This window comes from Actinomadura napierensis (assembly GCF_039529375.1).
In the GTDB taxonomy this organism is placed as follows: Bacteria; Actinomycetota; Actinomycetes; order Streptosporangiales; family Streptosporangiaceae; genus Spirillospora; species Spirillospora napierensis.
On record NZ_BAAAMR010000121.1, the window covers coordinates 1 to 26,654 of the forward strand.

A 26,654-nucleotide genomic window follows, 5' to 3' on the forward strand; every position below is an offset into this window, starting at 1 on the left:
GGGGGCGGGCCAGCCGCCGTCCAGCGCCACGGCGCCGACCGGCGGGGCGCAGCCCATCAGGGTCAGCTCGGCGGCGCGCAGCACGCTGCCCCGGCCCAGCAGCAGCGCGCCGTCCGGGCGGTCGGGCCAGGTCGCCAGCTCGCGGGCGCGCGCGGCGCCCGCGTCGCGCCGCACCAGGGTCGGCGGGCGCACGTCCAGGACGCTGACCCCGGCGATGGCGCGCCGCTCGGGGTCGCGCAGCAGCGCGGTGTCGCCGATGTGCAGGGCCAGCCGGGCGTTGAGGGTGAGCCGGGCGGTGTCGGGGCCGAGCGGGCGCAGCCGCACCGGGACGGCGGCGGCGCCGATGTGCAGGGTCATCCGCCGCGCCAGCCGGCCGGACGCCGCGCCGAACCGGGTACGCACGTCCACGCAGGTGGTGAGGGACCAGCGGTCGGGCGTGACCAGCGCCATGCCGGCGGCGACGCGTCCGGCGTCGCGCAGCGTGAGCACGACGCGGGAGACGCCGGTGGCGCTCTCGCGGGGGCCGCCGGTGCTGCCGATCGTCCGGACGCGGACGCGGCGCCCCTCGGGCATGAGCAGCAGCTCGTCGCCGACGGCGATCCGCCCGGCGGCGAGCGTGCCGGTGACGACGCTCTGCCGGCCGGCGGTGAAGGCGTGCTCCAGCCACAGCCGCACCGGCGCGTCCGGGTCGGGCACGGGCAGCCGTCCGGCGAGCCGGTCCAGCGCGGCGGCCAGCTCGTCCAGCCCGGTGCCGGTGACGCTGCTGACCGCGACGGCCTCGACGCCGCGCAGCGCGGTCCCGGCGAGCCGGTCGCGGGCCTGGCGCAGCGCGAGCTTGGGGTCGGCGACGTCGGAGCGCGTCACCGCGAGCACACCCGCCCGGACCCCGAGCGCGGCGAGCGCGTCCAGGTGCTCCTGCGACTGCGGCATCCAGCCCTCGTCCGCGGCCACCGCGAACAGCACGGCGGGCACGGCCCCGACGCCCGCGAGCATGGCCGGGACGGACCGTTCGTGCCCGGGGACGTCCACGAAAGCCAGCCGGCGGCCGGAGGGCAGCTCGGTCCAGGCGCCGGGCTCCTCGGGTTCCATGCCGGTCAGGGCGCGCACCAGGGCGGACTTGCCGTGCCCGTGATGGCCGGCGGTCGCGACGACCTGCATCAGCGCCCTTCCCGGATCGCGGCGCGCGGAGCCGCGGGGAAGGGGGCGGTCGCAACGGACACGACGGACACGGCAGGCGGAACGAGCAGGGCGGGGACGCCGGCGCGGACGTCATTGCGGGGGTAATGCAGACGAAGGTCCACGGAAGGCAACCCTAAGGACGCCGGGCCCCCGAGCGAAACCCGATCGGGCCCACACCGCGTGATCATAAATCTCACTAACCTCGCGTAAACCGCAGGCGGCGATGAATCGTCGGCGCTGGGGCCGCCTACTCGCCGCCGCGGCCCTCGCAGCGGGCGAGGTGCTCGGAGTGCGCGAGGAAGTCGTCGACCATCCGGTGCACCAGGCCGGCCAGCTGCGACCGCTCCTGCGGCGACCAGCCCCCGAGGGCCTCGGCCATCCACTGGCGGCCGGCCGCGCGGACCCGCTCGACGGCCTCCAGCCCCGCGCCGGTGATCCGGACGCGCTGGGCGCGGCCGTCGTCGGGGTCGGGGACGCGCTCGACGTAGCCGGCCCGTTCCAGCCGCTGCACCTGGCGGGTGACGTGCGGCGCCTCCACCGCCAGCCGGACGGCCAGCTCCCCCGGCCGCAGCGGGCCGGGCGCGTCGGCGAGGGCGCCCAGCAGCGGGACGGCGGCGCGGTCGACCGGGACCCCGGCCACGGCCACCGTCCGGTCGTGCTGCTTGGCGCGGGTGAGCATGTGGGCGACGCGGCTGAGCGCGCGCTCGATCTCCACGATGTCGGGCGGCGCCGCGGCGCCGGTCTGCGGGTGGGCGGCGGACCGCGGCGGGGTGGACATGTGATCCATTGTACGATGCATTTACTTAACTTAAGTAAGTAGACTCTCCCAGCACGCCCGGGCTCCCACCGACCGGGACCTTCCCCCCAGGAGGCTTCATGACCGGCGCCCAGACGGCGGCCGCCGCCACGACCCGGCGGCAGGCCGCCGGCCCCCCGCGCACCGGCCTCACCCTGTTCGCGCTGGCGATCGCCGGCATGGTGGTGTCCGTCCAGCAGACGCTGGTGATCCCGCTGCTGCCCGAGCTGATGGGCCGCTTCCACGTCTCGGTGACCGCGGTGACATGGGTGTTCACCGCCTCCCTGCTGGCCGGCGCCGTCGCCACCCCGCTGCTGTCGCGGTTCGGCGACATGTACGGCAAGAAGAAGATGATCCTGCTGGTCCTGGTGCTGCTGCTGATCGGCTCGGTGGTCTGCGCCCTGTCCGGCTCGCTCGGCGTGCTGATCGCCGGCCGCACCCTGCAGGGCGTGTCGTCCGCGATGATCCCGCTCGCCATCGGGATGATCCGGGACACCTTCCCGCGCGAGCGGATCACCACCGCCATCGGCATCGTCAGCGCCACCATGGGCGTCGGCGGCAGCGCCGGCATGATCGTGACCGGGCTGATCGCCGACCACACCACCAGCCACCACCCGGTGTTCTGGATCACCGCCGCGCTCGCCGCGGCCGGCCTCGTGCTGGTCGCGGTCACCGCGCACGACAGCGGCGCCCGCGCGGGCGGGCGGCCCGACCTGGCCGGCGCGCTCGTGCTGGCCGGCTGGCTGGTCTGCCTGCTGCTGGCGATCAGCGAGGGCAACGACTGGGGCTGGACGGCCGGCGGGACGATCGCCCTGTTCGCCGCCGCCGTCGTGCTGTGCGCGGTGTGGGTCGTCGTCGAGCAGCGGGTGCGCGAGCCACTGGTGCGGCTGAACCTGCTGGTCGGGCCGAAGTCGCTGTCGGCCAACCTCGCCTCGACGCTGCTCGGCTTCGCCATGTTCGCCGCGTTCACCCTCATCTCCGGCTTCGTCCAGTCCCCCTCCGGCAAGGTGGGGTACGGGCTCAGCGGCTCGGTGCTGGACGTCGGCCTCTACATGCTGCCGAGCACCGTCACGATGCTCGTCGCGTCCGCGATGTCCGGCGGGGTCGCCCGGCGCATCGGCCCGGCCTACACGCTCGCGCTCGGCTCGGTCTTCGCGGGGCTCAGCTACACCTGGCTGGCGCTGTCGAACTCGCACGGCTACGACATGCTCGCGTTCAGCGCGATCCAGGGCATCGGCTTCGGCATCGCGTACGCCGCGCTCGGCACGCTCGCCGTCCAGCACGTCCCGATGGACCAGAGCGGCATCGCCAGCGGCATCAACTCGCTCGTCCGCACCACCGGCGGCAGCATCGCGGGCGCCGTCACCGCGTCGATCCTGGCCGGGAAGGTGATCGCGGGGACGGAGGTGCCGACGCTCGGCGCCTACGAGCTGTGCTTCTGGATCGTCGCGGCAGGCGCCGTTCTGGCGGCCGCGGTCGCCGTCGCGCACGGCGTCCGGCACCCGCACGAGCGTCCGGCCTGACCACGAGATGGCGGCGCGGGGCCTTGACGAAAGGCACCCGCGCCATGCCCTATAGGGGTGCGCCCCGAAACGCGGATCGGGGCCGGGCCACCGCCACCGGGAGGACGAAATGGGCGCCTACGCGGCCGCGTACGAACGCAGCATCGCCGATCCGACCCGGTTCTGGGGCCTGGCGGCACGCGACGTGCGGTGGCTCGTCCCGCCCGACCGGGTGCTGGACGACGGCGCGCCCCCCTTCTACCGCTGGTTCACCGGCGGTGAGCTGAACACCTGCGACAACGCCCTGGACCGGCATGTGGACGAGGGGCGCGGCGACCAGGCCGCGCTGATCTACGACAGCCCCGTCACCGGGACGGTCCGCACCCACACCTACCGGGAGCTGCGGGACCTGGTCGCGCGGTTCGCCGGGGCGCTGCGCGCGCAGGGCGTCGACCGCGGCGACCGGGTCGTCATCTACCTGCCGATGATCCCCGAGGCCGTGATCGCCATGCTGGCGTGCGCCCGGCTCGGCGCCGTCCACTCGGTGGTGTTCGGCGGCTTCGCGGCGCGCGAGCTGGCCGTCCGGATCGACGACGCCCGGCCCAAGGCGGTCGTGTCGGCGTCCTGCGGGATCGAGGGCGGCCGGGTCGTCCCCTACAAGCCGCTGCTGGACGAGGCGCTGGGGCTGGCCAAGCACAAGGTCGAGCGGTGCGTGATCCGCCAGCGCGAGCAGCTGCACGCCGACCTCGTCCGGCCGCGGGACGTGGAGTGGGACGAGGCGGTCGAGGCGGCGCGTCCGGTGGAGTGCGTGCCCGTCGCCGCCACCGACCCGCTCTACATCCTCTACACCTCCGGGACGACCGGGCGGCCCAAGGGCGTCGTCCGCGACAACGGCGGGCACGCGGTGGCGCTGCGGTGGTCCATGGAGAACGTGTTCGGCGTCGGGCCGGGCGACGTGTTCTGGGCCGCGTCCGACGTGGGCTGGGTCGTCGGGCACTCCTACATCGTGTACGCGCCGCTGCTCACCGGCTGCACGACCGTGCTGTACGAGGGCAAGCCGGTGGGGACGCCGGACGCGGGCGCGTTCTGGCGCGTCGCCGCGCAGCACCGCGTCAAGGTGCTGTTCGCCGCCCCGACCGCGATACGCGCCATCAAGAAGGAGGACCCGGACGGGACGCTGCTCGCCGGGCACGACCTGTCGGCGCTCGACGCGCTGTTCCTCGCCGGGGAGCGGCTCGACCCCGACACCTACCACTGGGCGTCGCGGGTGCTGGACCGGCCCGTCATCGACCACTGGTGGCAGACCGAGACGGGCTGGCCGATCGTGGCGAACCTGCGCGGCCTGGAGCCGATGCCCGTCAAGGCCGGGTCGCCGTCGGTCCCGGTGCCCGGCTACGACGTGCGGGTCCTCGGCCCGGACGGCGCGCCGGTCCCGCCCGGCGCCGACGGCGACATCGCGATCCGGCTGCCGCTGCCGCCCGGCACGCTGCCGACGCTGTGGCAGGACGACGAGCGGTTCGTCGAGTCGTACCTGACCCGCCACCCCGGCCACTACCTGACCGGCGACGGCGGACACGTGGACGAGGACGGCTACGTGTGGGTGATGGGCCGCACCGACGACGTCATCAACGTGGCCGGGCACCGGCTGTCCACCGGGACGATGGAGGAGGTCATCGCGGCGCACCCGGCGGTGGCGGAGTGCGCGGTCATCGGCGTCGCGGACCCGCTGAAGGGCCAGGTGCCGCGCGGCTTCGTCGTGCTGAAGAGCGGCGTCCTCGCCGAGCCGGAGGAACTCGGCGCGGAGCTGGTGCGGATGGTGCGCGACCAGGTCGGCCCGGTCGCGGCGCTGAAGCAGGTCGAGGTCGTCGCGGGGCTGCCGAAGACGCGGTCCGGCAAGATCCTGCGCGGGGTGATGCGGGGCATCGCCGACGGCGCGGAGGTGACGGTGCCGTCCACGATCGAGGACACCGCGGTGCTGGACGAGCTGCGCCCCGTCCTGCGCCCGCCCGCGCCCTGATACGGCAGGCCGCGCCCGGCGGCGGACCCGCCTAGCGGTGGCTCCTGGGCGGCCAGCACGCCGCGACCAGGCACACGCCGGCGGCGGCGATGCCGACCTGGAAGATCGTCTCCCAGAAGTTCCAGCCGGACGTGCGCAGCCCGACCATCGCGCACAGGCCCGTCCCGGCGAAGGCCGCCACGATGCCGACCGCGACGGTCAGCCAGGCGGGCATGCTCTGCCGGCCCGGCACGATCAGCCGGCCGAGCGCCCCGACGACGGCGCCCAGCACGACGGCGGAGACGATCCCCCCGATGGTCATGCCCGCTCCCTGGAAACGAAGGCGGTCTCCCCCGCCCTACCCGCCCCCCGGGCCCCGACACGGCGGCGCGCACCGCGCGCGGCGGGCTAGCGGACGACGAGGTGGCGCCGGCCGAGCGGGACCAGCTCGCCGATCACCGGGGCGCCGGGGATCTCGCCGGCCACCAGCAGCCCGCCGGAGGTCTGCGCGTCGGCCAGCAGCAGCCGCTCCTCCTCGGCGATCCGGCGGAACTCGGTGTGCGGGGAGACCCACGCGAGGTTGCGGCGGGTGCCGCCGGGCACGAAGCCGTCCCGGACGGCGGCGCGCGCCCCGTCCAGGTACGGGACGGCGGCGGCGTCCACGACGGCGGTGACGCCGCTGGCCCGCGCCAGCTTGTACAGGTGGCCGAGGAGCCCGAACCCGGACACGTCGGTGGCGCAGACGGCGCCGCGCTCCAGCGCAGCGAGGCCCGCCGCCGCGTTCAGCGCCGTCATGGTCTCGACGGCCTCGGCGAACACCTCGCCGGTGGCCTTGTGCCGGGCGTTGAGCACGCCGAGGCCGAGCGGCTTGGTCAGCGACAGCGGCACGCCCGGCCGCCCGGCGTCCAGCCGCAGCAGCCGGTCGGGGTCGGCGACGCCGGTCACCGCGAGGCCGTACTTGGGCTCGGGGTCGTCGATGCTGTGCCCGCCGGCGATGGCGCAGCCGGCCAGGTCGGCCACGTCCCGGCCGCCGCGCAGCACCTCGCGGGCCAGCTCGGCGGGCAGCGCGTCGCGGGGCCAGCCGAGCAGGTTCAGCGCCATCAGCGGCTCCCCGCCGACGGCGTACACGTCCGACAGGGCGTTGGCGGCGGCGATCCGGCCCCAGTCGTAGGCGTCGTCGACGACGGGGGTGAAGAAGTCGGCGGTGGACACCACCGCGCGCCCGCCGGCCAGGCGCAGCACCGCCGCGTCGTCGCCGTCCGCGCCGCCGATCACCAGCGGGTCCCCGCCGCCGGTGAGGCCGGCCACGACGTTCTCCAGCTCGCCGGGCGGGATCTTGCACGCGCAGCCGCCGCCGTGGGCGTACTGGGTGAGGCGGGCTGCTCGGACGAGACGGGTCACCAGGAGATTTAACGCACAACTACCACAAATGATCAACAAACGGACTGTACGGGTCCGGTCACCCAGGGGTCGCTGGCGGGCGCGACCAGCGGAAAATGCCGGAAGGGCTTGTCCGAACGCCGTTCGGCATGGTGCGATCCTGTTCTGCAAGTCATCACTTACTCAAGGGGCGCCATATGGGGATCCAGGAGCAGAGGGACGAGCTGGACCGGGCCGTCGAGGGGCAGACGGTCTGCACCGGCCTCGCCGCCACCGCTTCGGAACACGGGGAGAAGCCGGCCTACTCCGACCGCGTCGACGGGCGATGGCGGACGCTCACCTGGGCCGACACCCGCGGCCGGGCATTGGAGACCGCCGCCGGCTTCGCCGCCCTGGGCCTCGGCCGCGGCGACGTGGTCGCGCTGATGATGCCGAACCGGTCCGAACACGTGCTGGCCGACCTCGGCGCCGTGCACGCCGGCGGCGTGCCGACCACCGTGTACGCCACCCTCGCGCCCGACCAGGTCGCCTACGTGGCCGGCCACTGCGAGGCCAGGTACGCCGTGCTGGACGGCGCCGACCAGCTGGCCCGCTGGCAGCCCGTCCTGGACCGGCTGCCCCACCTGCGCAAGATCATCGTGGTGGACGCCGCCGCCTGCCCGGACGACGACGATCGCTACCTGAGCTGGGACAGCTTCACCGCCCTCGGCCGCGGCGAGCTGGCCGCCGACCCCGCCGCGATCGACCGCCGCTGGCAGGCCGTGCAGCCGGAGGACACCGTCACCCTGCTCTACACCTCCGGCACCACCGGCGACCCCAAGGGCGTCCTCATCACCCACTCGATGGTGCTGCACGAGGCCGCGATGGTGCAGCGCAGCTCGGTGCTGCCCGACCACCCGTCCGGCGTCTCCTACCTGCCGTTCGCGCACATCGCCGACCGCGTCCTCAGCTACTACCTGCCCGTCCGGCTCGCCTCGCACGTCCACTTCTGCCCGGACCCCGCGCAGCTGACCACGGTGCTGGCCGAGGTGCGCCCGCACTCGTTCTTCGGCGTCCCGCGCGTCTGGGAGAAGATCATGGCGGGCATCCAGGCGGTGCTGTCCGCCGAGCAGGACCCGGCGAAGAAGGCCGCCGTCGCGGGCGCGCTGGAGGCCGGCCGCGCGTACGTGTCCGGCCAGGAGTTCGGCAACACCCTCACCCCCGAGGCCACCGCCGCGTTCGAGGCCGCCGACGCCGCCGTGCTGACCCCGATGCGGGCGCTGCTCGGCCTGGACCGCGTCAAGCAGGCCTCCAGCGCCGCCGCGCCGCTGCCGGTCGAGGTCGCCCGGTTCTTCGCCGGCCTCGGCCTGAAGATCTTCGACGCCTACGGGATGACCGAGACCACCGGCGCCATCACCGCCAACCTCGCCGACTCCTTCAAGCTCGGCACCGTCGGCCGCCCCTTCGACGGCGTCGAGCTGACGCTCGCCGAGGACGGCGAGATCCTGGTGCGCGGCGCCACCTGCACCCCCGGCTACCTGAACCGGCCCGAGGCCACCGCCGAGCTCATCGACGCCGACGGCTGGGTGCACACCGGCGACGTCGGACGCCTCGACGAGGACGGGTTCCTGACCGTCGTCGACCGCAAGAAGGAACTGATCATCACCGCCGGCGGCGAGAACATCGCGCCGTCGATGGTCGAGAACCACCTCAAGGAGCACCCGCTGGTCGGCCAGGCCCTCGCCTTCGGCGACCGCCGCCCCTACGTCGTCGCGCTGATCACCCTGGACGGCGAGGTCGCGCCGGTCTGGGCCGCCGCGCACGGGATCGAGACCACCGACCTCGCCGCGCTGGCCGAGCACCCCCTCGTCCTGGAGGAGGTCGGCAAGGCCGTCGAGGACGCCAACGCCCGGCTCGCGCGCGTCCAGCAGGTCAAGAAGTGGCGCCTGCTGCCCGCCGAGTGGACGGCCGAGAGCGAGGAGCTGACCCCGACCCTCAAGCTGCGGCGCCGGGTCGTGCACGGCAAGTACGCCGCCGCCCTCGAGGACCTCTACGCGGGGTGATCGACTAGGATCGCGGCGGAGGCGCGCGAGCGCCTGGTGGCCTCCGCGGTCTTCAAAACCGTTGGTCCCGAGCATCTCGGGACGGCGGGTTCGATTCCCGTGCGCCTCCGCGAGCACCGCCCGCGGCCGCCGGCCCGCGAGGGGCCGGCGACCCGCCGGGCGTCAGGCCCGGCCGAGGTAGCCCCACGCCGCCGCGACCTCCCGCAGCTCCGGCGGCACCTCCGCCGCGCCGGGCAGCGGCCGCGCCGCCCGCACCGTCCCCGACCTGAGGTTCTCGCTCCAGTCGCCGAAGTAGGGGCGGTAGGGCCCGTGGTCGTGCCTGCCGTAGTCCAGCATCGAGCGCTCCCACTCCACGTCGAGGAACGAGCAGACCTCCTTGGTCACCCGGTCCGGCTCCGCCGTCAGCTCCTCGTACCGGACGGTGAGCCCGGGGAGCTCGTGCCGGGCCGCCTCGATGTCCCGCGCGTAGCGGAGGACCTCCGGGACGACCTCGTCACGCACGGCGTTCTCCCGCCGCGCCAGGACCGACTGGACGATCGCGGCGGGGTGGCGCAGCAGGAAGATGTAGCGCGCCCGGGGCCACGCCGCGGACAGCCGCCGCCACACCAGCGCGTTCGACGGCGTCTTGTCGACGATCTGCGCCTTGCCGCTGCGCTGGAGCTCGAACCGCAGCACGCCGTCCCAGAGCATGTACTCCAGCTCGCGGACGTCCAGGCCCAGCTCGCCCATGACGTCGACGGCGAAGTCGCGCCCGGGCCTCACCCGCAGGTGGCGCAGGTGCAGCTCGTGGGGCGCCCGGATCTGCGAGTGGCTGTTCAGCAGCACCCGCAGCAGGGTGGAGCCGGAGCGCTGCGGGCAGAGCAGGAAGACGGGCGACTCGACGAGCCGGGGCACTTTCGAGGGCGCGATCTCGTCGGCTCCCGCGTCGGCGGCCGGTTCCGGCGACCGGGCCTGCGGATACGTTCGGACGGGCGGCCGCAATGCCGCCGCGAGCAGATTTCCCCTTCGCTTGAGTCCGGCCTTGACCTGCTTCTTCTTGTTCGAGTTCGTGCTCATGGCGTACAGGTGGAGAACATTTCTGTGCGGGGACGATCAACGTGACCCACGCGAATTTAGGGCACTTCCGCGGCGGAAACCGCGCTCCGCCTTTGATCCTTAGGCAACTCTCAGCCCGCTCTCATGTGATCGTCCGGAACCGGGGCGCGCCGTGACCGGCCGTGCCCGCGGCGCGGCGCCGCGCGACGTACGGTGGGGGTATGAGGCGGCGCAAGCTCGCGTACGGGATCATGATGGGGACGTGCCTCACCTTCATCGTCCTGGCCTGGACGGTCGTCCGGCTGTACTCGACGACCGCCGCGATCGCGATGTCGGTGTTCGCGATGATCATTCCGCCGTTCGCGGCGGTGGTGGCGAACTGGAACATCGACCGCACCGACCGGCGCGACTGAGCCGCGCCGCCGCCCCGCGCGTCCCGTCCCGGGGCCCCGGGTGAGCCGACTGGACGTCCCGCAGGTGCTGGACCTGGCCGGCATCTTCGTGTTCGCGGTCTCGGGCGCGCTCGCCGCCGTCCGCAAGCGGCTGGACGTCGTCGGGATGGTGGTGCTCGCGGAGATCACCGCGCTGGGCGGCGGGATCCTGCGGGACCTGATGATCGGCGCGGTCCCGCCTGCGGCGTTCACCAGCCTCGGTTACGTGCTGGTGCCGCTGGTCGCGTCGGCGCTGGTGTTCTTCTGGCATCCGCAGGTCGCCCGGCTGCTGCCGGCGGTTCTGCTGTTCGACGCGGCGGGCCTCGGGCTGTTCTGCGCGACCGGGACGGTGAAGGCCCTGGACCACGGGCTGTCGCCGCTGCACGCGGTGCTGCTCGGGGTCGTGACCGCGGTGGGCGGCGGCATCCTGCGCGACATGCTGAGCGGGCAGATCCCCGCGGTGCTGTACGACCGGCAGCTGTACGCGCTGCCGGCGATGCTCGGCGCCGCCGTGACGGCCGGCGCCTCGTCGGCCGGGCTGCACGGCGGCGCCGTCACCGCCGGCGCGGCCGTCCTGGCGTTCGCGCTGCGGGTACTGGCGATGCGGTACGGCTGGCGGACGCCCCGCCCCCGCGGCGTCCCCGACTGACCTTCCCGCCGCCCCCGGACATTTCCTCGGCTCGGGGCGGCGGGGTACCGTTGCGTCCATGGGGCGGATCACCGTGCGCAAGCCGGTCCTGCGGCTGGGCGCCGGCGGGACGGCCGGGCGCCGGCCCGACACGCTGGCCGTGGAGGAGCCGCTGGAGATCCGCGTCGCGGGCAAGCCGCTGACCATCACGATGCGCACCCCGGGCCACGACTTCGACCTGGTCGCCGGGTTCCTGGCGGCCGAGGGCGTCATCCGAGGGGCGGCCGACCTCACCGCCATGCGCTACTGCGCGGACACCCAGGAGCAGAACACCCTGGACGTCGTGCTGGCCCCCGGGGTGGCGCCGCCCGACGACGCGATGACGCGCGCGTTCACCACGACGAGCGCGTGCGGGGTGTGCGGGAAGTCGAGCATCGAGGCGCTGCGGACCGACCGGCCGTACGAGGTGGCCGCCGATCCCGTCCGGCTCACCCCGGACGTGCTGGCCGCGCTGCCGGACCGGCTGCGCGCCGCGCAACGGGTCTTCGACCGGACGGGCGGGCTGCACGCGGCCGGCCTGTTCGACGCCGACGGCGGGCTGCTGGCGGTGCGCGAGGACGTCGGGCGGCACAACGCCGTCGACAAGGTCGTGGGGTGGGCCCTGCGCCAGGGCCTGCCGCCGCTGGCCGGTAAGATCCTCATGGTCAGCGGGCGCGCGTCGTTCGAGCTGACCCAGAAGGCGATGACCGCGGGCATCCCGGTACTGGCGGCGGTGTCGGCGCCCTCCTCGCTGGCGGTCGAGCTGGCCGAGGACGCCGGCATGACGCTGGTCGGCTTCCTGCGCGGGGACACGATGAACGTCTACACGGGGGCGGAGCGGATCCGCGTCTGACATCCGTGCTGATCGGCGGCCCTTTGTCATCTCGGGCCGAAAACCAATCGGTAACTTGTTGGTCCGTCCTCAAGACACCGGGCCCGCCACAGGAGTTGACTGCTCCCCCTACGCAATGACGCGCGCGTGCACCCCAACGCCGCGTCCGGCCCCGGGCGCGCGAAGCAGGAGGACTAGGGAATGACGAGGCCCCTGACAGGCGGCGGAGCGGCGGCCGGCATCGACGAGCGCCATCCCCCGATCAAGCCTCGGCGGGTCTCCTTCGACTGGTCGTCCACACCGCTGCACTGGGTGCCCGGCGATCCGCTCGCCACCCACATCATCAACTCCTTCCACATCGTCCTGCCCGAGGGCGAGAAGTGGTTCATCCAGTGCGTCAAGGACGCCCGCCCGTACATCGGGGACGAGCGGCTGCTGGAGGAGATCAGGGGGTTCATCGGCCAGGAGATGGTGCACGCCCGGTCGCACCAGGGCGTGCTCGACCAGATCCTGGAGACGAACGGCATCGACATCTCGAAGATCACCGACGAGATGGCCAAGGGCAACGCCGAGCGGCCCGCGCAGATGGCGGCGCTGAAGGAGAGGAACCCGCGGGCGTGGCGGCGCCGGCTGCGGTTCGAGCTGGCGGCGGTCGCCTCGATCGAGCACTACACCGCCGTGCTCGGCCAGTGGATCATGGACAACGACCGGCTGGAGGAGGCCGGCGTCGACTCCACGATGCTGGACCTGCTGCGCTGGCACGGCGCCGAGGAGGTCGAGCACCGGTCGGTGGTGTTCGACGTCTACAGGGCGATGGGCGGGCGCTACCCGACCCGCGTGGCGGCCTGGGTGGTCTCGCTGTTCTTCCTGTACTGGGCGCTGATCGGCGGGTCGCTGTACCTGATGAAGCAGGACCCGACGGTGACGAAGCGGATCACGCCGCTGCGGGTGGTGCGCTCGTACCGCCGGTCCGTCCGGCGGGGCCACGTGCCCGGCATCTTCAAGCTGCTGCTCGGCGAGGCGCCCGTCTACCTGAAGCCGAACCACCACCCGTCCAAGGTCTGCTCGACGCCGCGCGCGCTGGACTACCTGAAACGGTCCCCCGCCGCGCAGGCCGCGGGCTACGACCCGTACTGAGTCCCGCACCGACACCGCCGACCGGAGGCTCCCCGGAGACCTCCCCCGAGGGCCCGTACCGCCGCGCCGTACGGGCCCTCGCCGCGTCCGCGGGTGGCGAGGGTCACGCGCGTCCCTCTTGACCGAGGTTCAAGGACGGCGGTTAATTAACACCGTGTCCAATAATGTGACGCTCGCCCGCACGCATGACGAGGCGGAGCTGGAGCGATTCCGCGAAGTGCAGCGCCTGTGCTACCAGTGCGCCGACGAGGTCGCCGCCACCCTCGAACCGGGCGTGACCGAGCGGGAGGCGTGCCGCCGCATGCGCCGCTGGCTGCGCGCGCACGGCGTCGACGACTGGCTCCACACCCCGTTCGCCTGGTTCGGCGACCGGTCGGCGTTCCGGGGCTTCAGGCTCCCGACCCAGTTCCTCCCCAGCGCGACCCGGCTGGAGGAGGGCATGCCCTACATCCTCGACATGGCGCCGGTGCGCCACGGCTACTCCGCCGACATCGGCTACGGCGGCGTCCTCGGCGAGAACCGCATCTGGGACCGGCTCGACGCCGACCTCGCCTCCTACCGCACGCTGATCCTCGGCCTCGTCCGCGAGCGCCGCACCTTCGCCGACATCTACGCCGAGGTCGACGCCCTGATCGAGCGGCAGGGCTACGAGAACCGGCACGCCAAGTACCCCGGACGGGTCATCGGCCACCAGGTCGGGATCATCGGCGGCATCCTTCCCAAGGGCGTCGGATTCCCGTTCGGTGTACGGTTCCTGCAGACCATCGGCCGCGAACTGGTCAAGGAGCGCCTCGAAGGGCGCTCCCCCCTCTGGAACGGGGCCGCGCAGTCCCAGCACCCCCCGACGCCCGGGCTGTGGGCGGTGGAACCGCACATCGGGTTCCGCGGCGTCGGCGTGAAGTTCGAGGAGATCCTCGTGGTCACCGAGGACGACGCCTACTGGCTCGACGACGACCTGCCCCACGTGCACCGGTGGGCGCGACGGGAGGCGCAATGACGCAGACGATCACCCCCGGAGCTCCGGGCGCCCCGGGCGCCGCCGCCGCGGCGCCGGTGAGGCGGCGGCGGGTCCGCGGCGACGGCGTCGACCTGGCCGTCTACGAGCAGGGCGACCCGTCGAGGCCGACCGTCCTGCTCATGCACGGGTACCCGGACACCCACGCGGTGTGGGACGAGGTCGCCGCGCGGCTCGCCGGCCGGTACCACGTCGTCCGCTACGACGTGCGCGGCGCCGGCGCGTCGTCCCGGCCGTTCGGGCGCAAGCGCTACACCTTCGACTACCTGATGTCCGACATGCGGGCGGTGCTGGACGCCACGGCGCCCGAGCGCAAGGTGCACCTCGTCGGGCACGACTGGGGCTCGATCCAGTCGTGGGAGGCGGCCTGCACGATGCCGGAGCGGTTCGCCTCGTTCACCTCCATCTCCGGTCCGTGCCTGGACCACGTGGCGCACTGGACGCGGCGCAACCTCGCCCACCCGACCCCGGCGAACCTCAAGCGCGCCGCCGGGCAGGGCGTGCGGTCCTGGTACATCTACTTCTTCCAGACGCCCGTCCTGCCCGAGCTGATGTGGCTCGCCGGGCTGTCCAGGCCGTTCAGCCGCGCCCTGGAGCTCGGCGAGGGCGTCGCCCCCCGCGACGGCCACCCGGCGCGGACGATGGCGCGCGACGGCGCGTCCGGCGTCGGCCTCTACCGGGCGAACATGGTGCAGCGGCTGCGCCGCCCGCGCGACCGCCGCACCGACGTGCCCACGCAGGTCATCGTCCCGACGAAGGACCTGTTCGTGTCGCCGCACCTGGTCGGCGGCCTGGCCGCGCGCGTGCCGGACCTGTCGCTGCGCCCGCTCGCGGCCGGCCACTGGGTGCCGCGCAGCCACCCGGACGTCGTCGCCCGCTGGATCCACGAGCACATCACCGGCGTCCAGGGCGGGCCGCTCACCGCCGCCGAGTCCCGCGCGCTGAAGCGCGCCCGCGTCGCCGGCGACCGGCGCGCCTTCGACGGCTCGCTCGTCGTGGTCACCGGCGCCGGCAGCGGCATCGGCCGCGCCACCGCGCTGGCGTTCGCCGAGCAGGGCGCGGAGGTCGTCGCCGCCGACCTCGACCTGGCCACCGCGCAGCGCACCGCCGAACTCGCCGGGCTCATCGGCCCGGCCGGGCACCCATACCAGGTGGACGTGTCCGACGCCGCCGCGATGGAGGACTTCGCCAAGTCCGTCCTGCACGACCACGGCGTCCCCGACGTCGTGGTGAACAACGCCGGGATCGGCATGGCCGGGTCGTTCCTCGACCACACGGTCGGCGACTGGAAGGCCGTCCTCGGCGTGAACGTGTGGGGCGTCGTGCACGGGTCGCGGCTGTTCGCCGCGCAGATGGTGGAGCGGGGGCAGGGCGGCCACATCGTCAACACCTCCTCGGCCGCCGCGTTCACCCCGTCCCGCACGCTGCCCGCCTACGCCACCAGCAAGGCGGCGGTGCTGATGCTGTCGGAGTGCCTGCGCGCGGAGCTGAAGGGCAAGGGCATCGGCGTCACCGCGATCTGCCCCGGGATCGTCAACACCAACATCACCCGCACGTCCCGGTTCGTGGGGCGCGGGACGGAGGAGCAGGCGCGCAGCCGGGAGAAGGCGGCGCGGGCGTACGCGCTGCGGGGCTTCGGCCCGGAGGGCGTCGCGAAGCAGATCGTCAACGCGGTGCGCGACGACCGGGCGGTCGTGCCGGTCACCCCGGAGGCGCGGCTGAGCTACCTGACGTCCCGGCTGTCCCCGCGCGTGATGCGGCTGCTCGCCCGCTTCGACGCGGGCTAGGGCGCCCGAGCCGGGGTAGGACGCCCGCACACGCCCTAGGGTGATCTTGGGAGGCGGCGCGAGATGGCGGACGCCGTGGTCGTCGGCGCGGGGCCCAACGGGCTGGTGGCGGCCAACCTGCTGGCCGACGCGGGCTGGGACGTCCTGGTGCTGGAGGCGCAGCCCGATCCGGGCGGCGCGGTGCGCAGCGACCGGGGCGTCCACCCCGGCTACGTCAGCGACCTGTGCAGCGCGTTCTACCCGCTGGGTGTGGCGTCGCCGGTGATGCGGGGGCTCGGCCTGGAGCAGCACGGGCTGCGCTGGAAGCACGCCCCGGCGGTCCTGGCCCATCCGCTGCCGGACGGACGCTGCGCCGTGCTGGAACGCGACCCGGACGCGACGGCCGCGAGCCTCGACGCGCTCGGCGCGGGCGACGGCGAGGCGTGGCTGCGTCTGTGGGAGCTGTGGGAGCAGATGGGGGACGAGGTGCTGCGCGCCCTCTTCACCCCGTTCCCTCCGGTCAAGGCCGCGCTGCCGCTGGCCGCGTCGGCGCGCCGGGCGGGCGGGCTGCGCGTTCTGCGGTCGCTGCTGGCGCCCGTCCGGACCTTCGGGGAGCAGGAGTTCACGGGATCCGGCGGGCCACTGCTGCTCGCCGGGTCGGCGCTGCACACCGACATGTTCCCGGAGAGCACTGGCGGCTCGGTGTTCGGCTGGCTGCTCGCGATGATCGGGCAACGGCACGGGTGGCCGGTGCCGGAGGGCGGCGCGGGCGAGCTGACCGCCGCGCTCGTGCGGCGGCTGGAGGCGCGCGGCGGGAAGGTCCGCTGCGGCACGCCCGTTTCGGCGGTGATCGTGCGGAACGGTCGGGCGCTCGGGGTGCGGACCGCGTCCGGCGAGCCGGTGCAGGCCGCGAAGGCGGTGCTGGCAGACGTGTCGGCGCCCGCCCTGTACGGCGGCCTGGTCGGCTGGTCCGACCTACCGGCCTCGCTGCGCGAGGACATGCGCCGCTTCACCTGGGACCACGCCACCTTCAAGGTCGACTGGGCGCTGTCGGGGCCGATCCCGTGGACCTCGCCGGACGCGGCGCGGGCTGGGACCGTCCACCTGTCCCCCGGCATGGACGCCATGACCGACTACAGCGGCCAGATCGCCACCGGGCGCGTCCCGTCCGAGCCGTTCGCGCTGCTCGGCCAGATGACGACCGCCGACCCCGCCCGCTCCCCCGCGGGCACCGAGTCGGTGTGGGCGTACACGCACGTCCCGCACCGGGTGAAGGGCGACGCCGGTCCCGACGGCATCACCGGCGCCTGGGACGAGCGCGAGCAGGACGCCATGGCCCGCCGCGTCGAGGACGTGATCGAGCGCCTCGCGCCCGGCTTCCGCGACCGCGTCGCCGCCCGCCGGATCATCGCCCCTCCGGCGTTCGCCGAGCACAACGCCAACCTGGTCAACGGCGCGCTGAACGGCGGCACCGCGATGGTCCACCAGCAGCTGGTGTTCCGGCCCGTCCCCGGGCTCGGCCGCGCCGAGACGCCCGTCGCCGGCCTGTACCTGGCGTCGGCGTCCGCGCACCCGGGCGGCGGCGTGCACGGCGGCTGCGGAGCCAACGCCGCCCGCGCCGCCCTGGCCCACGCCTCCCCGGCGGGCCGCCTCCTCACCCCCGCCCTCCGCTCCCTCCGCACCCTCCTCGCCCCCTGAACGACGTTCACTTGCGGCGAGTCGTCGTTAAGGCGGCCCTCATAACGACGACTCGCCGCAAGTCAACGAAGCACGCGGCGGCGGAGGGGTCAGGTGTTCTCGGTGAGGTTGAGGCCGGTCTCCGGCTCGAACAGGTGGATCGACTCGGGGTCGTATTCCAGCTCGAGCATCCGGCCCTCGCCCGCCCCGGACCTCGGGTCCAGGCGCGCGACGATCTGCGCGTGCCGGTGCGAATGGCCCTGGAAGGCGTCCTCGAGGTGCTCGGAGTCGACCGTCGTGCCCGGCTCCAGGTCGATGTAGGCGAGCTTCTCCGCGCCGAGCGACTCCAGGATCTCCACGCGGCCGCCGAAGGTGAGCCGGCCGCCGTCCCCTTCGCGGCGGTCGAGCCGGGCGTCGGCGAACGCCTCCGGCCGGACGCCCAGCACGACCCGGTCCGGCGAGCGGTGCGCCGCCAGAGCCCGCCGCATCCGCTCCGACAGCGGGATCTCGCCGAGCACCGAGTGCAGCGCGCCGCCGGAGACCTCGGCGGGCAGGAAGTTCATCGCCGGCGAGCCGATGAACCCCGCCACGAACAGGTTGTGCGGGTGGTCGTACAGCTCTTCCGGAGTGCCCACCTGCTGGACGACCCCGCGCCGCATCAACACGATCCGGTCGCCGAGCGTCATCGCCTCGGTCTGGTCGTGGGTGACGTACACGGTGGTGGTGCCGAGCTGGTTCTGCAGCCGCGAGATCATCGTGCGCATCTGCACCCGCAGCTTGGCGTCCAGGTTCGACAGCGGCTCGTCCATCAGGAACGCCTTGGGGTTGCGGACGATCGCGCGCCCCATCGCGACCCGCTGGCGCTGCCCGCCCGACAGGTGCGCGGGCCGGCGGTCCAGGAACGGCTCGATCGCCAGGATCCGCGCCGCCTCCTCGATCTTCGCGCGGGCCTCCGCCTTGTCCATCCGGGCCAGCCTCAGCGGGAAGCCGATGTTCTCCCGGACGGTCATGTGCGGGTACAGCGCGTAGGACTGGAACACCATCGCGATGTCGCGGTCGCGGGGCGCCCGGTCGTTGACCCGCCGGCCGTCGATCAGCAGCTCGCCCTCGCTGATGTCCTCCAGCCCCGCGATCATGTTCAGCGTGGTCGACTTCCCGCAGCCGGACGGGCCGACCAGGATGATGAACTCCCGGTCGGCGATCGTCAGGTCCAGGTCCTGCACGGCGGTGGTGCCGTCGGGGTAGCGCTTGGTCACCCCGGACAGAACGATCTCAGCCATCGCTCCCCCTCAGCCCTTCACCGCGCCGGACGTCAGACCGGCGACGATCCGGCGCTGGAACACCAGCACGAACACCACGATCGGGATCGTGATGACGATGGCGGCCGCGGCGATCGACCCGGTCGGGTTCTCGAACTGCGAGGAGCCGGTGAAGAACGAGATCGTCGCCGGCGCGGTCCGGGCCCGGCTGGAGGACGTCAGCGAGATCGAGAACAGGAAGTCGTTCCAGCACACGATGAACGCCAGGATCGCGGTCGTCACCACGCCCGGCGTGGCCAGCGGCACGATGACCAGCCGGAACGCCTGCAAGGGCGTGGCACCGTCCATCTTGGCGGCCTTCTCCAGATCCCATGGGATCTCCCTGAAGAACGTCGACAGCGTGTAGATGGTCAGCGGCAGCGCGAAGGTGATGTACGGCAGGATCAGCCCCGGCCAGGTGTCGAACAGCCCGAGCGACCGCTCGATCTCGAACAGCGGGGTGACCAGCGAGATCTGCGGGAACATCGCGATCAGCAGGGACAGCCCGAGCACCAGCGGCTTGCCGGGGAAGTCCAGCCGGGCCACCGCGTACGCCGCCATCGTGCCGATGGCGATGGCGACCACGGTGGAGACCAGTCCGATGCCGATCGAGTTGCCGAGCCCGCGCACGAAGTCGGCGTTGTCGAAGATGCCCCGGTAGTTGCGCCACGTCCACCTCGTCGGGAAGAACGTGCCTTCGGCGAAGGTGGACGGGTCCTTGAACGACAGCGACGCGATCCACACCACCGGGACCAGCGCGTACAGCAGGACGAGCAGGTTGACGACGCTCCAGCGGGTGATGCCGCCCGCGGTCCGGTCCATCAGCGCCTCCCCGCGTCGGGCGCGCTCGTGCCGAGCACCTTGACGAACACGAACGCGATCAGGGCGACGGTGATGAAGATCAGCACCGACATGGTGGAGCCGATGCCGAGGTTCAGCCCGCCGATCAGGTTGTGGTAGGCGATCAGCGACACCGAGCTGGTGTTCTGCGCGCCGTTGGTGAGCACGAAGATGTCGTCGAAGATCCGGAACGCGTCCAGCGTGCGGAACAGCAGCGCGGCCAGGATCGCGGGCTTCATCAGCGGCAGCGTGATCCGGATGAAGCGCTGCCAGGCCGTGGCGCCGTCCATCGAGGCGGCCTTCAGCGCGTCCTCGGGGACGAGCGCCAGCCCCGCCATCAGCAGCAGCGCCATGAACGGGGTCGTCTTCCAGATCTCCGCGAGGATGACGATCCCGATGGCCGGGAAATGGTCGGTGAGCGGCGCCGACCCGGCCGGCAGCAGCCGGGTCAAGAAGCCCGTGCCGGGCGTCCAGGCGTACTTCCAGCCGTAGGCGGCGGCGACGGTGACGATCCCGTACGGGATGAGCACCACCGCCCGGACCAGCCCGCGGCCCACGATCGTCCGGTACATCACCAGCGCGATCACCATGCCGAGGACCAGTTCGACCGCGACGCTGACGACGGTGACGAGCATCGTGACGGCGAACGCGTTCCACCAGAACGAACTGCTCAGCACGGTCGCGTAGTTGTCCATCCCGATCCATGCCTTGCGGGCGGGGAACCGCAGGTCGAAGCGCTGCAGCGACAGCAGCACCGAGTACACGATCGGCCAGCCGGTGACCGCCACCATCACCACGGCGGCGGGCGCGCACAGCATCCAGCCGAGCCGCCGCTCCGACCGCCGGTTGGCGCTCGCCGGGGCGGCCTCCCGGCCCACCACCGGGATGGCCTCCGTGCTGCTCAGCTCCTCGTTCATGGAAGCACCCCCTTGCTCTGCAACGCGTCCTCGATCAGGCCCCGCAGCGTGCCCAGCGTGCGGGGCGGGTCGATGGACGACGGCGGCGACAGCGTCTCCGCGGACACCGTCGACACGTTCTGGTACGTCGGGGTCAGCGGGCGGGGCGCGGCGGTCTTCAGCGCGTCCAGGATCGCCTGCCGCATCGGATAGGCCTTCGCCATGCCGGGCGCCCGGTACACCGCCTCGATCGTCGGCGGCAGCCCGTCCTGGATGGCGGCGGTCCGCTGGCTGCGCCGGTCCCGCAGGCACAGCGCGGCCTGGAACGCGGCGTCCGGCTTGGCCGAGTAGGCGCTGACGGCGAAGTTCGCCCCGCCGAGCGGCGCCCGACCCGGCCCGGTGATGCCGGGGTAGGGCGCCCACTTGAACCGCTTCAGCATCCCGGGCTTCATCTTGGCCATCGAGGCGTACACGAACGGCCAGTTGATCTCGTAGGCGCCGCGCCCGGACTCCACCGCCAGCCGCGCGTCGTCCTCCTTGGTGTTGGACATCGACGGGTCGGCGGCGGCGGACCGGGCGAACTGCCGCATCGTCCGCAGCGCCGTCAGCGCGGACGGCCCGAGGTCGACCCGGCGGCCGTCGGGGCTGAGGATGCGCCCCCCGGCGGACGCGACGAGGCTGTTGAACCAGACGACGAGCCCCTCGAACTGCGCGCCGGTCACCTCGCCGTAGTGCGGCCGGCCCGCGGCGGCGAGCCGCTGCGACTCCTTGATCAGCCCGGTCCAGGTGGTCGGCGGGTCGGGCATCAGGTCGGAGCGGTACCACAGCAGCTGGACGTTGGTGTTGTACGGCGCCGCGTACAGCTTCCCCTGCCACGTCCCGGTGCCCAGCGGCCCGGGCAGCGTGCCCTCGCGGGCCTGCTGCGCGTACCGGCCGGTCCACTCGCGGATCCAGCCGGCCTCGGCGAGCTCCGCCGTCCACGTCACGTCGAGGCCGAGGACGTCCAGCCCGGAGTCGCGGGCGGCCAGCCGCCGGACCAGCTGCTCGCGCTGGTCGTCGGCGCCGCGCGGCAGGGTGTTGAGCACGATCCGGTACCGGCCGTGCGCCTCCCGGTTGCACCGGGAGGCGATCGCGCCGATGCTCTCCTGCGGCGCGTTGTACAGGTTCACGACGCGGCTCCCCGAGGCGCCCGACGCGCAGCCGGCCGCCGTGCCCGCGGTCAGCGCGGCGGCCAGCGCCGCCGCCGCACGGCGCCCCGCCGGCGCGCCTGCCGGGAACGGTGCCCGCAGCATAGGCAGCGCCCTCGTCACAAGCTGTGCTCGACGTCGACGAGGCTGCTGGTGCGCGGGTCGAGCAGCCCGAGCCGGATCAGGTCGTCGCCGGCCGCCGCGTGGATCAGCCACTGGCCGAGCACCCGCGCCCGCGCCGACATCGACGGGACCGTCGCCAGGTGGTAGCCGCGCGTGACGGCCTGGGCGACCACGCCGGTCAGCTCCTTCCCGAAGGGCCGCGCGACCGCCTGCGCGCCGCCGAGGTCGACCACCAGGCCGAGGTCCTTGTGCCGGTACTCGCGCGGCTCGTGGCCGAGCAGCGACGCGGCGACGTTGTGGGCGGCGACCCGGGCCTGCCGGACGGCGTGCTGCGCCGTCGGCGGGCACATCGCGTCACCGCCGCGCACCAGGTCGGGGACGGCGGCCGCGTCGCCGACCGCGAACACGTCGGGGAAGTCGGTGAGCCGCAGGTCCGCGCCGACCTTGACGCGGCCGCGGTCGGTGGGGAGGTTCAGCGTGGAGATCACCGGGCTCGGCGTCACGCCGGCCGTCCAGATCGCGGTGCGGCACGGCAGCGTGGTCCCGTCGGTCAGGTGCGCGCAGTGCGGCTCGAGCCGTTCCAGGGTGGTGCCGAGCCGGATGTCGACGCCGCGCCGGCCGAGCAGCCGCATCGCGTCCCGGCCGAGCCGCTCCCCCAGCTCGGGCAGCAGCTTCGGCGCGATGTCGATCAGCGTCCAGGTCAGCAGCGCCGGGTCCAGCCGGGGGAAGCGGCGCAGCGCCTTGGTGGTGAGCAGCTGCAGGTTCGCGCAGGTCTCCACGCCCGAGTAGCCGCCGCCGACGACGAGGAACCCCAGCCGCGCCGCCCGCTCCCCCGCGTCCATGCTGGCGTTGGCCAGCTCCAGCTGCGCGATGACGTGGTCGCGCAGGTAGACCGCCTCGGCGAGGTTCTTCAGCCCGTGCGCGTGCTCCTTCAGCCCGGGGATGTCGAACGTCCGGGTGACGCTGCCGGCCGCGAGCACCAGCCGGTCGTAGTGCAGCGACACCTTCGTGCCGTCGATCTTCTCCACGTCGATGACCCGCTCGTGCAGGTCGGCGCCGCGCGCCTTGCCGGGCAGCAGCTGGGTGCGGCCCAGCAGCCGGTGCAGCGGCCCGGCGATGGCGCGCGGGTCCAGCAGCCCGCCCGCCACCTGGGGCAGCAGCGGCTGGTACAGCGTGTAGCCGAACGGCGCGATCATGACGATCTCGGCCTTGGCGGGCCGGAGCAGGCGCTCCAGCGTGCGGGCGGTGTTGTAGCCGGCGAAGCCGGCGCCCACGATCACGATGCGGGAAACGGGCACGGCGGGCTCCCTGGTCACCTTCGGACGGCGTTCACTGAGTGATCAAGAGACCACACTACGTGACCGGTGATCCACTTCCACGGACCGGGGTCGGGAGAACACGACGTGTCAGGACGCGCCGGGCATCGCCCGGCGCGTCACCGGGCCGCCGCCGGTCCGGAAATGATGTACCGTGCCGGGGTTTTCCCGGACGCCGAACCATGCGACCTTGTCAGGAACGAACCCCCCGGCGGACGACCGCCGCGGGTCCGAGACCGGCACCGGAGCGTGAGGCATGCGGATTCGCGACATCCTGCGGAGGAAGGGAGACGCGGTGGCGACGGTGACCCCGGACGCCACCGTGCGTCGGCTGCTCGCCGTCCTGGCCGAGCACAACATCGGGGCGGCGGTGGTGTCGCCGGACGGCGCGTCCATCGCCGGCATCGTGACCGAGCGCGACGTCGTGCGGCGCATGCACGACCGCGGCGCGGCGCTGCTCGACCAGCCCGTCTCCGAGATCATGACCACCGAGGTGCGTACCTGCGGCCCGGCCGACAAGGTCGAGGACCTGCGCCGCACCATGACCGAGAACCGGTTCCGGCACGTCCCCGTCCTCGACGGCGGGCGTCTGGCCGGCATCGTCAGCATCGGCGACGTCGTCAAGAGCGCCATCGACGAACTGGAGAGCGATCGCGAGCACCTCGTCGACTACATCCAGCGGGCGCCGTAGCGCGCGGAGCCCGGGCGGCGGTCAGACGTAGGCGGGCAGCGGACGGGGGGCCGGTGCCGCCTGCACCTCGCGGTAGGCGAGCGCGAGCCGCTCGACCGCGCCCCGCAGGGTGGCCGGCGGGAGGACGTAGGGCAGCCGGACGTAGTCCTCCAGGACGCCGTCCACCCCGAAGACCGGGCCCGCGACGACCCGCACGCCGAGGCGCTCGGCGGCCTCGGCGAGCATCGTGGCGACCGGCGCGTCCAGGCGCGCCCACAGCGACATGCCGCCGTCCGGCAGCCGGAACTCCCAGCCGGGCAGCAGGTCCCGCAGCGCGGCGGCGAGCGCGTCCTGGTTGCGCAGCAGGGTCGCGGCGCGCTCGGCCCGCACCTCCTCGACCCGGAGCAGCAGCTCCCGGACGATCAGCTGGTCCAGCACCGGGCTGGCCATGTCGAACGGCTCGCGGGCCAGCACCAGCCGGCGGGCCAGCGGCCCCGTGGTGCGGATCCAGCCGATGCGCAGGCCGCCCCACATCAGCTTGGACGCCGACCCGATCGTGGCGACGCGCCCGCCGGTGTCGTAGGCGGCGACCGGGGGAAGCCGCGGCGCGTCCGGGTCGTGCGCCAGGTCGGCGAAGGTCTCGTCGACGACGACGAAGGCGTCCGCGCGGCGGGCCGCGTCGACCAGCGCGGCCCGGTCGTCCGCCGACATCAGATGGCCGGTCGGGTTGTGGAAGTCGGCGATCGTGTAGGCCATCCGGACGGCGGCCTGCCGCATGCTGCCCGCGAGCAGCTCCATGTCCCAGCCCTCGTTCACCCCGACCGGGACGAGCCGGGCGCCGCGGCGCCGCAGCGCGCCCAGCGCGTGCGGGTAGGTCGGGCGCTCCACCATCACCGGGTCGCCGGGCTCCACGAGCGTCTGCGTCAGCAGCGTGAACGCGTGCTGCGCCCCGGTGGTGACGACGATCTGGTCGGGCCGGGTCGGCACGCCGCGCGCCTCGTACCCGGCGGCGATCATCTCGCGCAGCCCGGCCAGCCCGGCCGGCTCGTAGCCGGGCCCGCCGCTGTAGCGGGGCAGCTCGTCCACGGCGGCGGCGACGGCCTCGTTGAAGATCTCCGGGGCGCCGGGGGTGGCGCAGCCGAGGTCGACGAACGCCGGGTCGTCGGGCACCGGGTGCGTCATGCCGTACCGGCCGCCGGGCGGCGGCGCGGGCGCCGGCTCCGCGGACGACATCCGGACCGGCGGCAGCGCCGTCCAGCTGCCCGCGCCCTGCCGGCTCTCGACATAGCCCTCCTCGCGCAGCCGGTCGTAGGCGGCGGTGACGGTGGTGCGACTGACGCCGAGCGCGGCGGCCAGGTCGCGTTCGGCGGGCAGCCGGGTGCGCAGCGCGAGCCGGCCGTCCAGGACGAGGGTCCGGACGGTGCGGGCCAGCGCGGCGTAGACGGGGCGCTCGCGCGGGACGTCGCCGAGCAACCGGGCCAATTGGGTGCCGCTGACGTAACGCATGCTCACACAGACCACTTTCGCATATTGGCCCTTTCGCTACAAGGCCACTTCTTCGCAGGATAGACCAGCAAGCACACCGGACTTCAACGGGGAGCACGAAATGGCCCTGATGGCGCGGCGCCTCCTTCAGCTGTATGCGGGATTGGCCTTGTACGGGCTCGGGATCGCGCTGCAAGTGTCCTCACGCCTCGGCAACGACCCCTGGGACGTCTTCCACCAGGGCCTGTCCCGCCGGTTCGGGCTGTCCATCGGCGCCTGGATCATCATCGCCGGGGCGGTGGTCATGCTCGCCTGGATCCCGCTGCGGCAGCGGCCCGGCCTCGGCACCATCAGCAACGTGCTGCTCGTCGGCGCCTTCGCCGACCTGTTCCTGTGGCTGCTGCCGAGCCCGGACGCGCTCGCCGCCCGCTGGACGTTCCTGGTGCTCGGCGTGCTGGCCGGCGGGTTCGCCACCGGCTGCTACATCGGCGCCGGCCTCGGGCCGGGCCCGCGCGACGGCCTGATGACGGGCCTCGCCGCGCGGGGGCACTCGATCCGGATCGTGCGGACCGGGATAGAGCTGGGCGTCCTCGCGATCGGCTGGCTGCTCGGCGGCACGGTCGGCATCGGGACGGTGGTGTACGCCGTGGCGATCGGCCCCCTCTCGCACGTCTTCCTGCCGGCCCTGCGGATCAAGATCCCGGAGACCCCGGCACCCGCCGAGGACCCGGAACCGATCGCGGCCTGACCGGCGCGGGGGTGCGGGGGCGAAGCCCCACCGGGGGCGTGGGGGCGAAGCCCCCACCGGGGGGCGCGGGGGGCCGGCCCCCCGCCGGGGGGAGCGGCGCCTGTAGCGGAGCGCCAGCGGAGCGAAAGGCGCCGCTCACCCCGCCCCGGGGGGTGTGGGGGGTCGCCCCCCCACATAGACACGGACGATCTGCTCGGCGAGAGCGGTCAGGAGCGGCGCGGCCTCGGCCTTGAGCGCGTCCAGCGTGCGCGGGCCGTCGGCGATGCTGAAGGCGGCGGTGAGCCCGAGGCCGTGCAGCTCGTCCAGCGGCCCCGCGACGCCGCCGGCCAGCGCGACGGCGGGGATCGCGCGTTCCTTCGCCAGCGCGGCGACGGCGGAGACGACCTTCCCGCCGGCGCTCTGGCCGTCCACCCGGCCCTCGCCGGTGATCACCAGGGAGGCGCCGTCCAGCGCCTCGCGCAGGCCCACGGCCGTGGCCACCAGCCGGGCCCCGCCGGCGCCTTCGGCGTCCAGCACGGCGACGACGTCCCCGCAGGTGCCGCCCGCCGCGCCCGCGCCCGGCGGGTCGTGCACGCGGACGACGATCCGGTCGGCGAGCACGCCGGCGAACCGGGTGAGCGCCGCGTCCAGCTCGCG

Annotated in this window: 24 protein-coding genes and 1 tRNA gene; 13 read left to right on the forward strand and 12 right to left on the reverse strand. The window is 73.8% G+C overall.

The annotated features are described in order from the left end of the window. Both ABD296_RS41340 and ABD296_RS41345 read right to left on the reverse strand, forming a co-directional pair. A partial coding sequence (locus ABD296_RS41340; RefSeq protein ID WP_344281040.1) for a GTP-binding protein occupies positions 1-1,158 on the reverse strand: 1,158 nt, incomplete at its 3' end. Positions 1,159-1,426: 268 nt separating this feature from the next. Continuing rightward, positions 1,427-1,957 carry a MarR family winged helix-turn-helix transcriptional regulator gene (locus ABD296_RS41345; protein WP_344281043.1) on the reverse strand — a complete coding sequence of 177 codons (531 nt, stop codon included), beginning with the start codon at positions 1,955-1,957 and terminating at the stop codon, positions 1,427-1,429. 98 nt (positions 1,958-2,055) lie between these two features. Here ABD296_RS41345 and ABD296_RS41350 point away from each other — a divergent pair, with 98 nt between their 5' ends. Beyond that, the gene (locus ABD296_RS41350; RefSeq protein ID WP_344281046.1) at positions 2,056-3,498 is read left to right on the forward strand and encodes an MFS transporter; all 1,443 of its coding nucleotides are present in this window, start codon (positions 2,056-2,058) and stop codon (positions 3,496-3,498) included. Between the two features lie 109 nt (positions 3,499-3,607). Then, on the forward strand, positions 3,608-5,494 hold the full coding sequence (locus tag ABD296_RS41355) for a propionyl-CoA synthetase (protein WP_344281049.1): 1,887 nt from the start codon (positions 3,608-3,610) through the stop codon (positions 5,492-5,494). A 31-nt stretch (positions 5,495-5,525) separates the two neighbouring features. Here ABD296_RS41355 and ABD296_RS41360 read toward each other — a convergent pair whose 3' ends face one another. Together ABD296_RS41360 and selD are read right to left on the reverse strand one after the other, a co-directional pair. Further along, complete coding sequence (locus tag ABD296_RS41360; RefSeq protein ID WP_344281051.1) at positions 5,526-5,795, reverse strand: GlsB/YeaQ/YmgE family stress response membrane protein; 270 nt, start codon at positions 5,793-5,795, stop codon at positions 5,526-5,528. A gap of 86 nt (positions 5,796-5,881) precedes the next feature. Next, positions 5,882-6,874 (reverse strand): selenide, water dikinase SelD, encoded by a 993-nt coding sequence (gene selD / locus ABD296_RS41365; protein ID WP_344281053.1) that lies wholly within the window; start codon positions 6,872-6,874, stop codon positions 5,882-5,884. A gap of 176 nt (positions 6,875-7,050) precedes the next feature. On the opposite strand from selD, the gene ABD296_RS41370 reads away from it, so the two are divergent. Further along, positions 7,051-8,895: an AMP-dependent synthetase/ligase gene (locus ABD296_RS41370; protein ID WP_344281056.1), complete on the forward strand. Its 1,845-nt coding sequence runs from the start codon at positions 7,051-7,053 to the stop codon at positions 8,893-8,895. A gap of 17 nt (positions 8,896-8,912) precedes the next feature. Further along, positions 8,913-9,005 (forward strand) — tRNA-Sec (locus tag ABD296_RS41375). A 52-nt stretch (positions 9,006-9,057) separates the two neighbouring features. Here the strand turns inward: ABD296_RS41375 and ABD296_RS41380 are convergent. Next, complete coding sequence (locus tag ABD296_RS41380; protein ID WP_344281059.1) at positions 9,058-9,951, reverse strand: sulfotransferase family protein; 894 nt, start codon at positions 9,949-9,951, stop codon at positions 9,058-9,060. A 200-nt stretch (positions 9,952-10,151) separates the two neighbouring features. On the opposite strand from ABD296_RS41380, the gene ABD296_RS41385 reads away from it, so the two are divergent. The 7 genes from ABD296_RS41385 (at position 10,152) to ABD296_RS41415 (ending at position 17,476) form a co-directional block, all read left to right on the forward strand. After that, positions 10,152-10,343: a DUF3099 domain-containing protein gene (locus ABD296_RS41385; protein WP_344281062.1), complete on the forward strand. Its 192-nt coding sequence runs from the start codon at positions 10,152-10,154 to the stop codon at positions 10,341-10,343. 40 nt (positions 10,344-10,383) lie between these two features. Continuing rightward, complete coding sequence (locus ABD296_RS41390; RefSeq protein ID WP_344281065.1) at positions 10,384-11,010, forward strand: trimeric intracellular cation channel family protein; 627 nt, start codon at positions 10,384-10,386, stop codon at positions 11,008-11,010. Positions 11,011-11,068: 58 nt separating this feature from the next. Next, positions 11,069-11,881: a formate dehydrogenase accessory sulfurtransferase FdhD gene (gene fdhD, locus ABD296_RS41395; RefSeq protein WP_344281068.1), complete on the forward strand. Its 813-nt coding sequence runs from the start codon at positions 11,069-11,071 to the stop codon at positions 11,879-11,881. A 180-nt stretch (positions 11,882-12,061) separates the two neighbouring features. Beyond that, positions 12,062-12,997 carry a metal-dependent hydrolase gene (locus ABD296_RS41400; protein ID WP_344281071.1) on the forward strand — a complete coding sequence of 312 codons (936 nt, stop codon included), beginning with the start codon at positions 12,062-12,064 and terminating at the stop codon, positions 12,995-12,997. A 154-nt stretch (positions 12,998-13,151) separates the two neighbouring features. Next, positions 13,152-13,994, forward strand: coding sequence for a M24 family metallopeptidase (locus ABD296_RS41405; RefSeq protein WP_344281074.1), 843 nt, complete (start codon positions 13,152-13,154; stop codon positions 13,992-13,994). After that, a complete protein-coding gene (locus ABD296_RS41410) occupies positions 13,991-15,799 on the forward strand; it encodes an SDR family oxidoreductase (protein WP_344281077.1) in 1,809 nt (602 codons plus the stop codon). The genes ABD296_RS41405 and ABD296_RS41410 overlap by 4 nt, the downstream gene beginning before the upstream one ends. Positions 15,800-15,862: 63 nt before the next feature. After that, positions 15,863-17,476 (forward strand): phytoene desaturase family protein, encoded by a 1,614-nt coding sequence (locus tag ABD296_RS41415; protein WP_344281080.1) that lies wholly within the window; start codon positions 15,863-15,865, stop codon positions 17,474-17,476. Between the two features lie 89 nt (positions 17,477-17,565). On the opposite strand, the gene ABD296_RS41420 is transcribed toward ABD296_RS41415, so the two are convergent. Genes ABD296_RS41420 through ABD296_RS41440 form a run of 5 tightly spaced genes read right to left on the reverse strand, consistent with a single transcriptional unit; the run spans position 17,566 to position 23,097 of the window. Beyond that, entirely contained in the window at positions 17,566-18,735 is a 1,170-nt protein-coding gene (locus ABD296_RS41420) for an ABC transporter ATP-binding protein (protein ID WP_344281082.1), read from the reverse strand. A gap of 9 nt (positions 18,736-18,744) precedes the next feature. Continuing rightward, positions 18,745-19,575, reverse strand: a complete 831-nt coding sequence (locus ABD296_RS41425) for a carbohydrate ABC transporter permease (protein ID WP_344281085.1) — start codon at positions 19,573-19,575, stop codon at positions 18,745-18,747. Continuing rightward, the gene (locus ABD296_RS41430; RefSeq protein WP_344281088.1) at positions 19,575-20,510 is read right to left on the reverse strand and encodes a carbohydrate ABC transporter permease; all 936 of its coding nucleotides are present in this window, start codon (positions 20,508-20,510) and stop codon (positions 19,575-19,577) included. The genes ABD296_RS41425 and ABD296_RS41430 overlap by 1 nt, the downstream gene beginning before the upstream one ends. Then, positions 20,507-21,781, reverse strand: a complete 1,275-nt coding sequence (locus tag ABD296_RS41435) for an ABC transporter substrate-binding protein (RefSeq protein WP_344281091.1) — start codon at positions 21,779-21,781, stop codon at positions 20,507-20,509. Before ABD296_RS41435 ends, ABD296_RS41430 begins: the two co-directional genes overlap by 4 nt. 14 nt (positions 21,782-21,795) lie before the next feature. Beyond that, positions 21,796-23,097: an NAD(P)/FAD-dependent oxidoreductase gene (locus ABD296_RS41440; protein ID WP_344281094.1), complete on the reverse strand. Its 1,302-nt coding sequence runs from the start codon at positions 23,095-23,097 to the stop codon at positions 21,796-21,798. A gap of 274 nt (positions 23,098-23,371) precedes the next feature. On the opposite strand from ABD296_RS41440, the gene ABD296_RS41445 reads away from it, so the two are divergent. Then, entirely contained in the window at positions 23,372-23,806 is a 435-nt protein-coding gene (locus ABD296_RS41445) for a CBS domain-containing protein (RefSeq protein ID WP_344281097.1), read from the forward strand. A gap of 21 nt (positions 23,807-23,827) precedes the next feature. On the opposite strand, the gene yczR is transcribed toward ABD296_RS41445, so the two are convergent. Next, positions 23,828-25,291 (reverse strand): MocR-like transcription factor YczR, encoded by a 1,464-nt coding sequence (gene yczR / locus ABD296_RS41450; protein WP_344281105.1) that lies wholly within the window; start codon positions 25,289-25,291, stop codon positions 23,828-23,830. Between the two features lie 100 nt (positions 25,292-25,391). Here yczR and yczE point away from each other — a divergent pair, with 100 nt between their 5' ends. Continuing rightward, positions 25,392-26,018: a membrane protein YczE gene (yczE, locus tag ABD296_RS41455; protein ID WP_344281100.1), complete on the forward strand. Its 627-nt coding sequence runs from the start codon at positions 25,392-25,394 to the stop codon at positions 26,016-26,018. 135 nt (positions 26,019-26,153) lie between these two features. Here the strand turns inward: yczE and ABD296_RS41460 are convergent. Next, positions 26,154-26,654, reverse strand: a 501-nt coding sequence (locus tag ABD296_RS41460) for a glycerate kinase (protein ID WP_344281103.1), incomplete at its 5' end; no start/stop codon positions are given.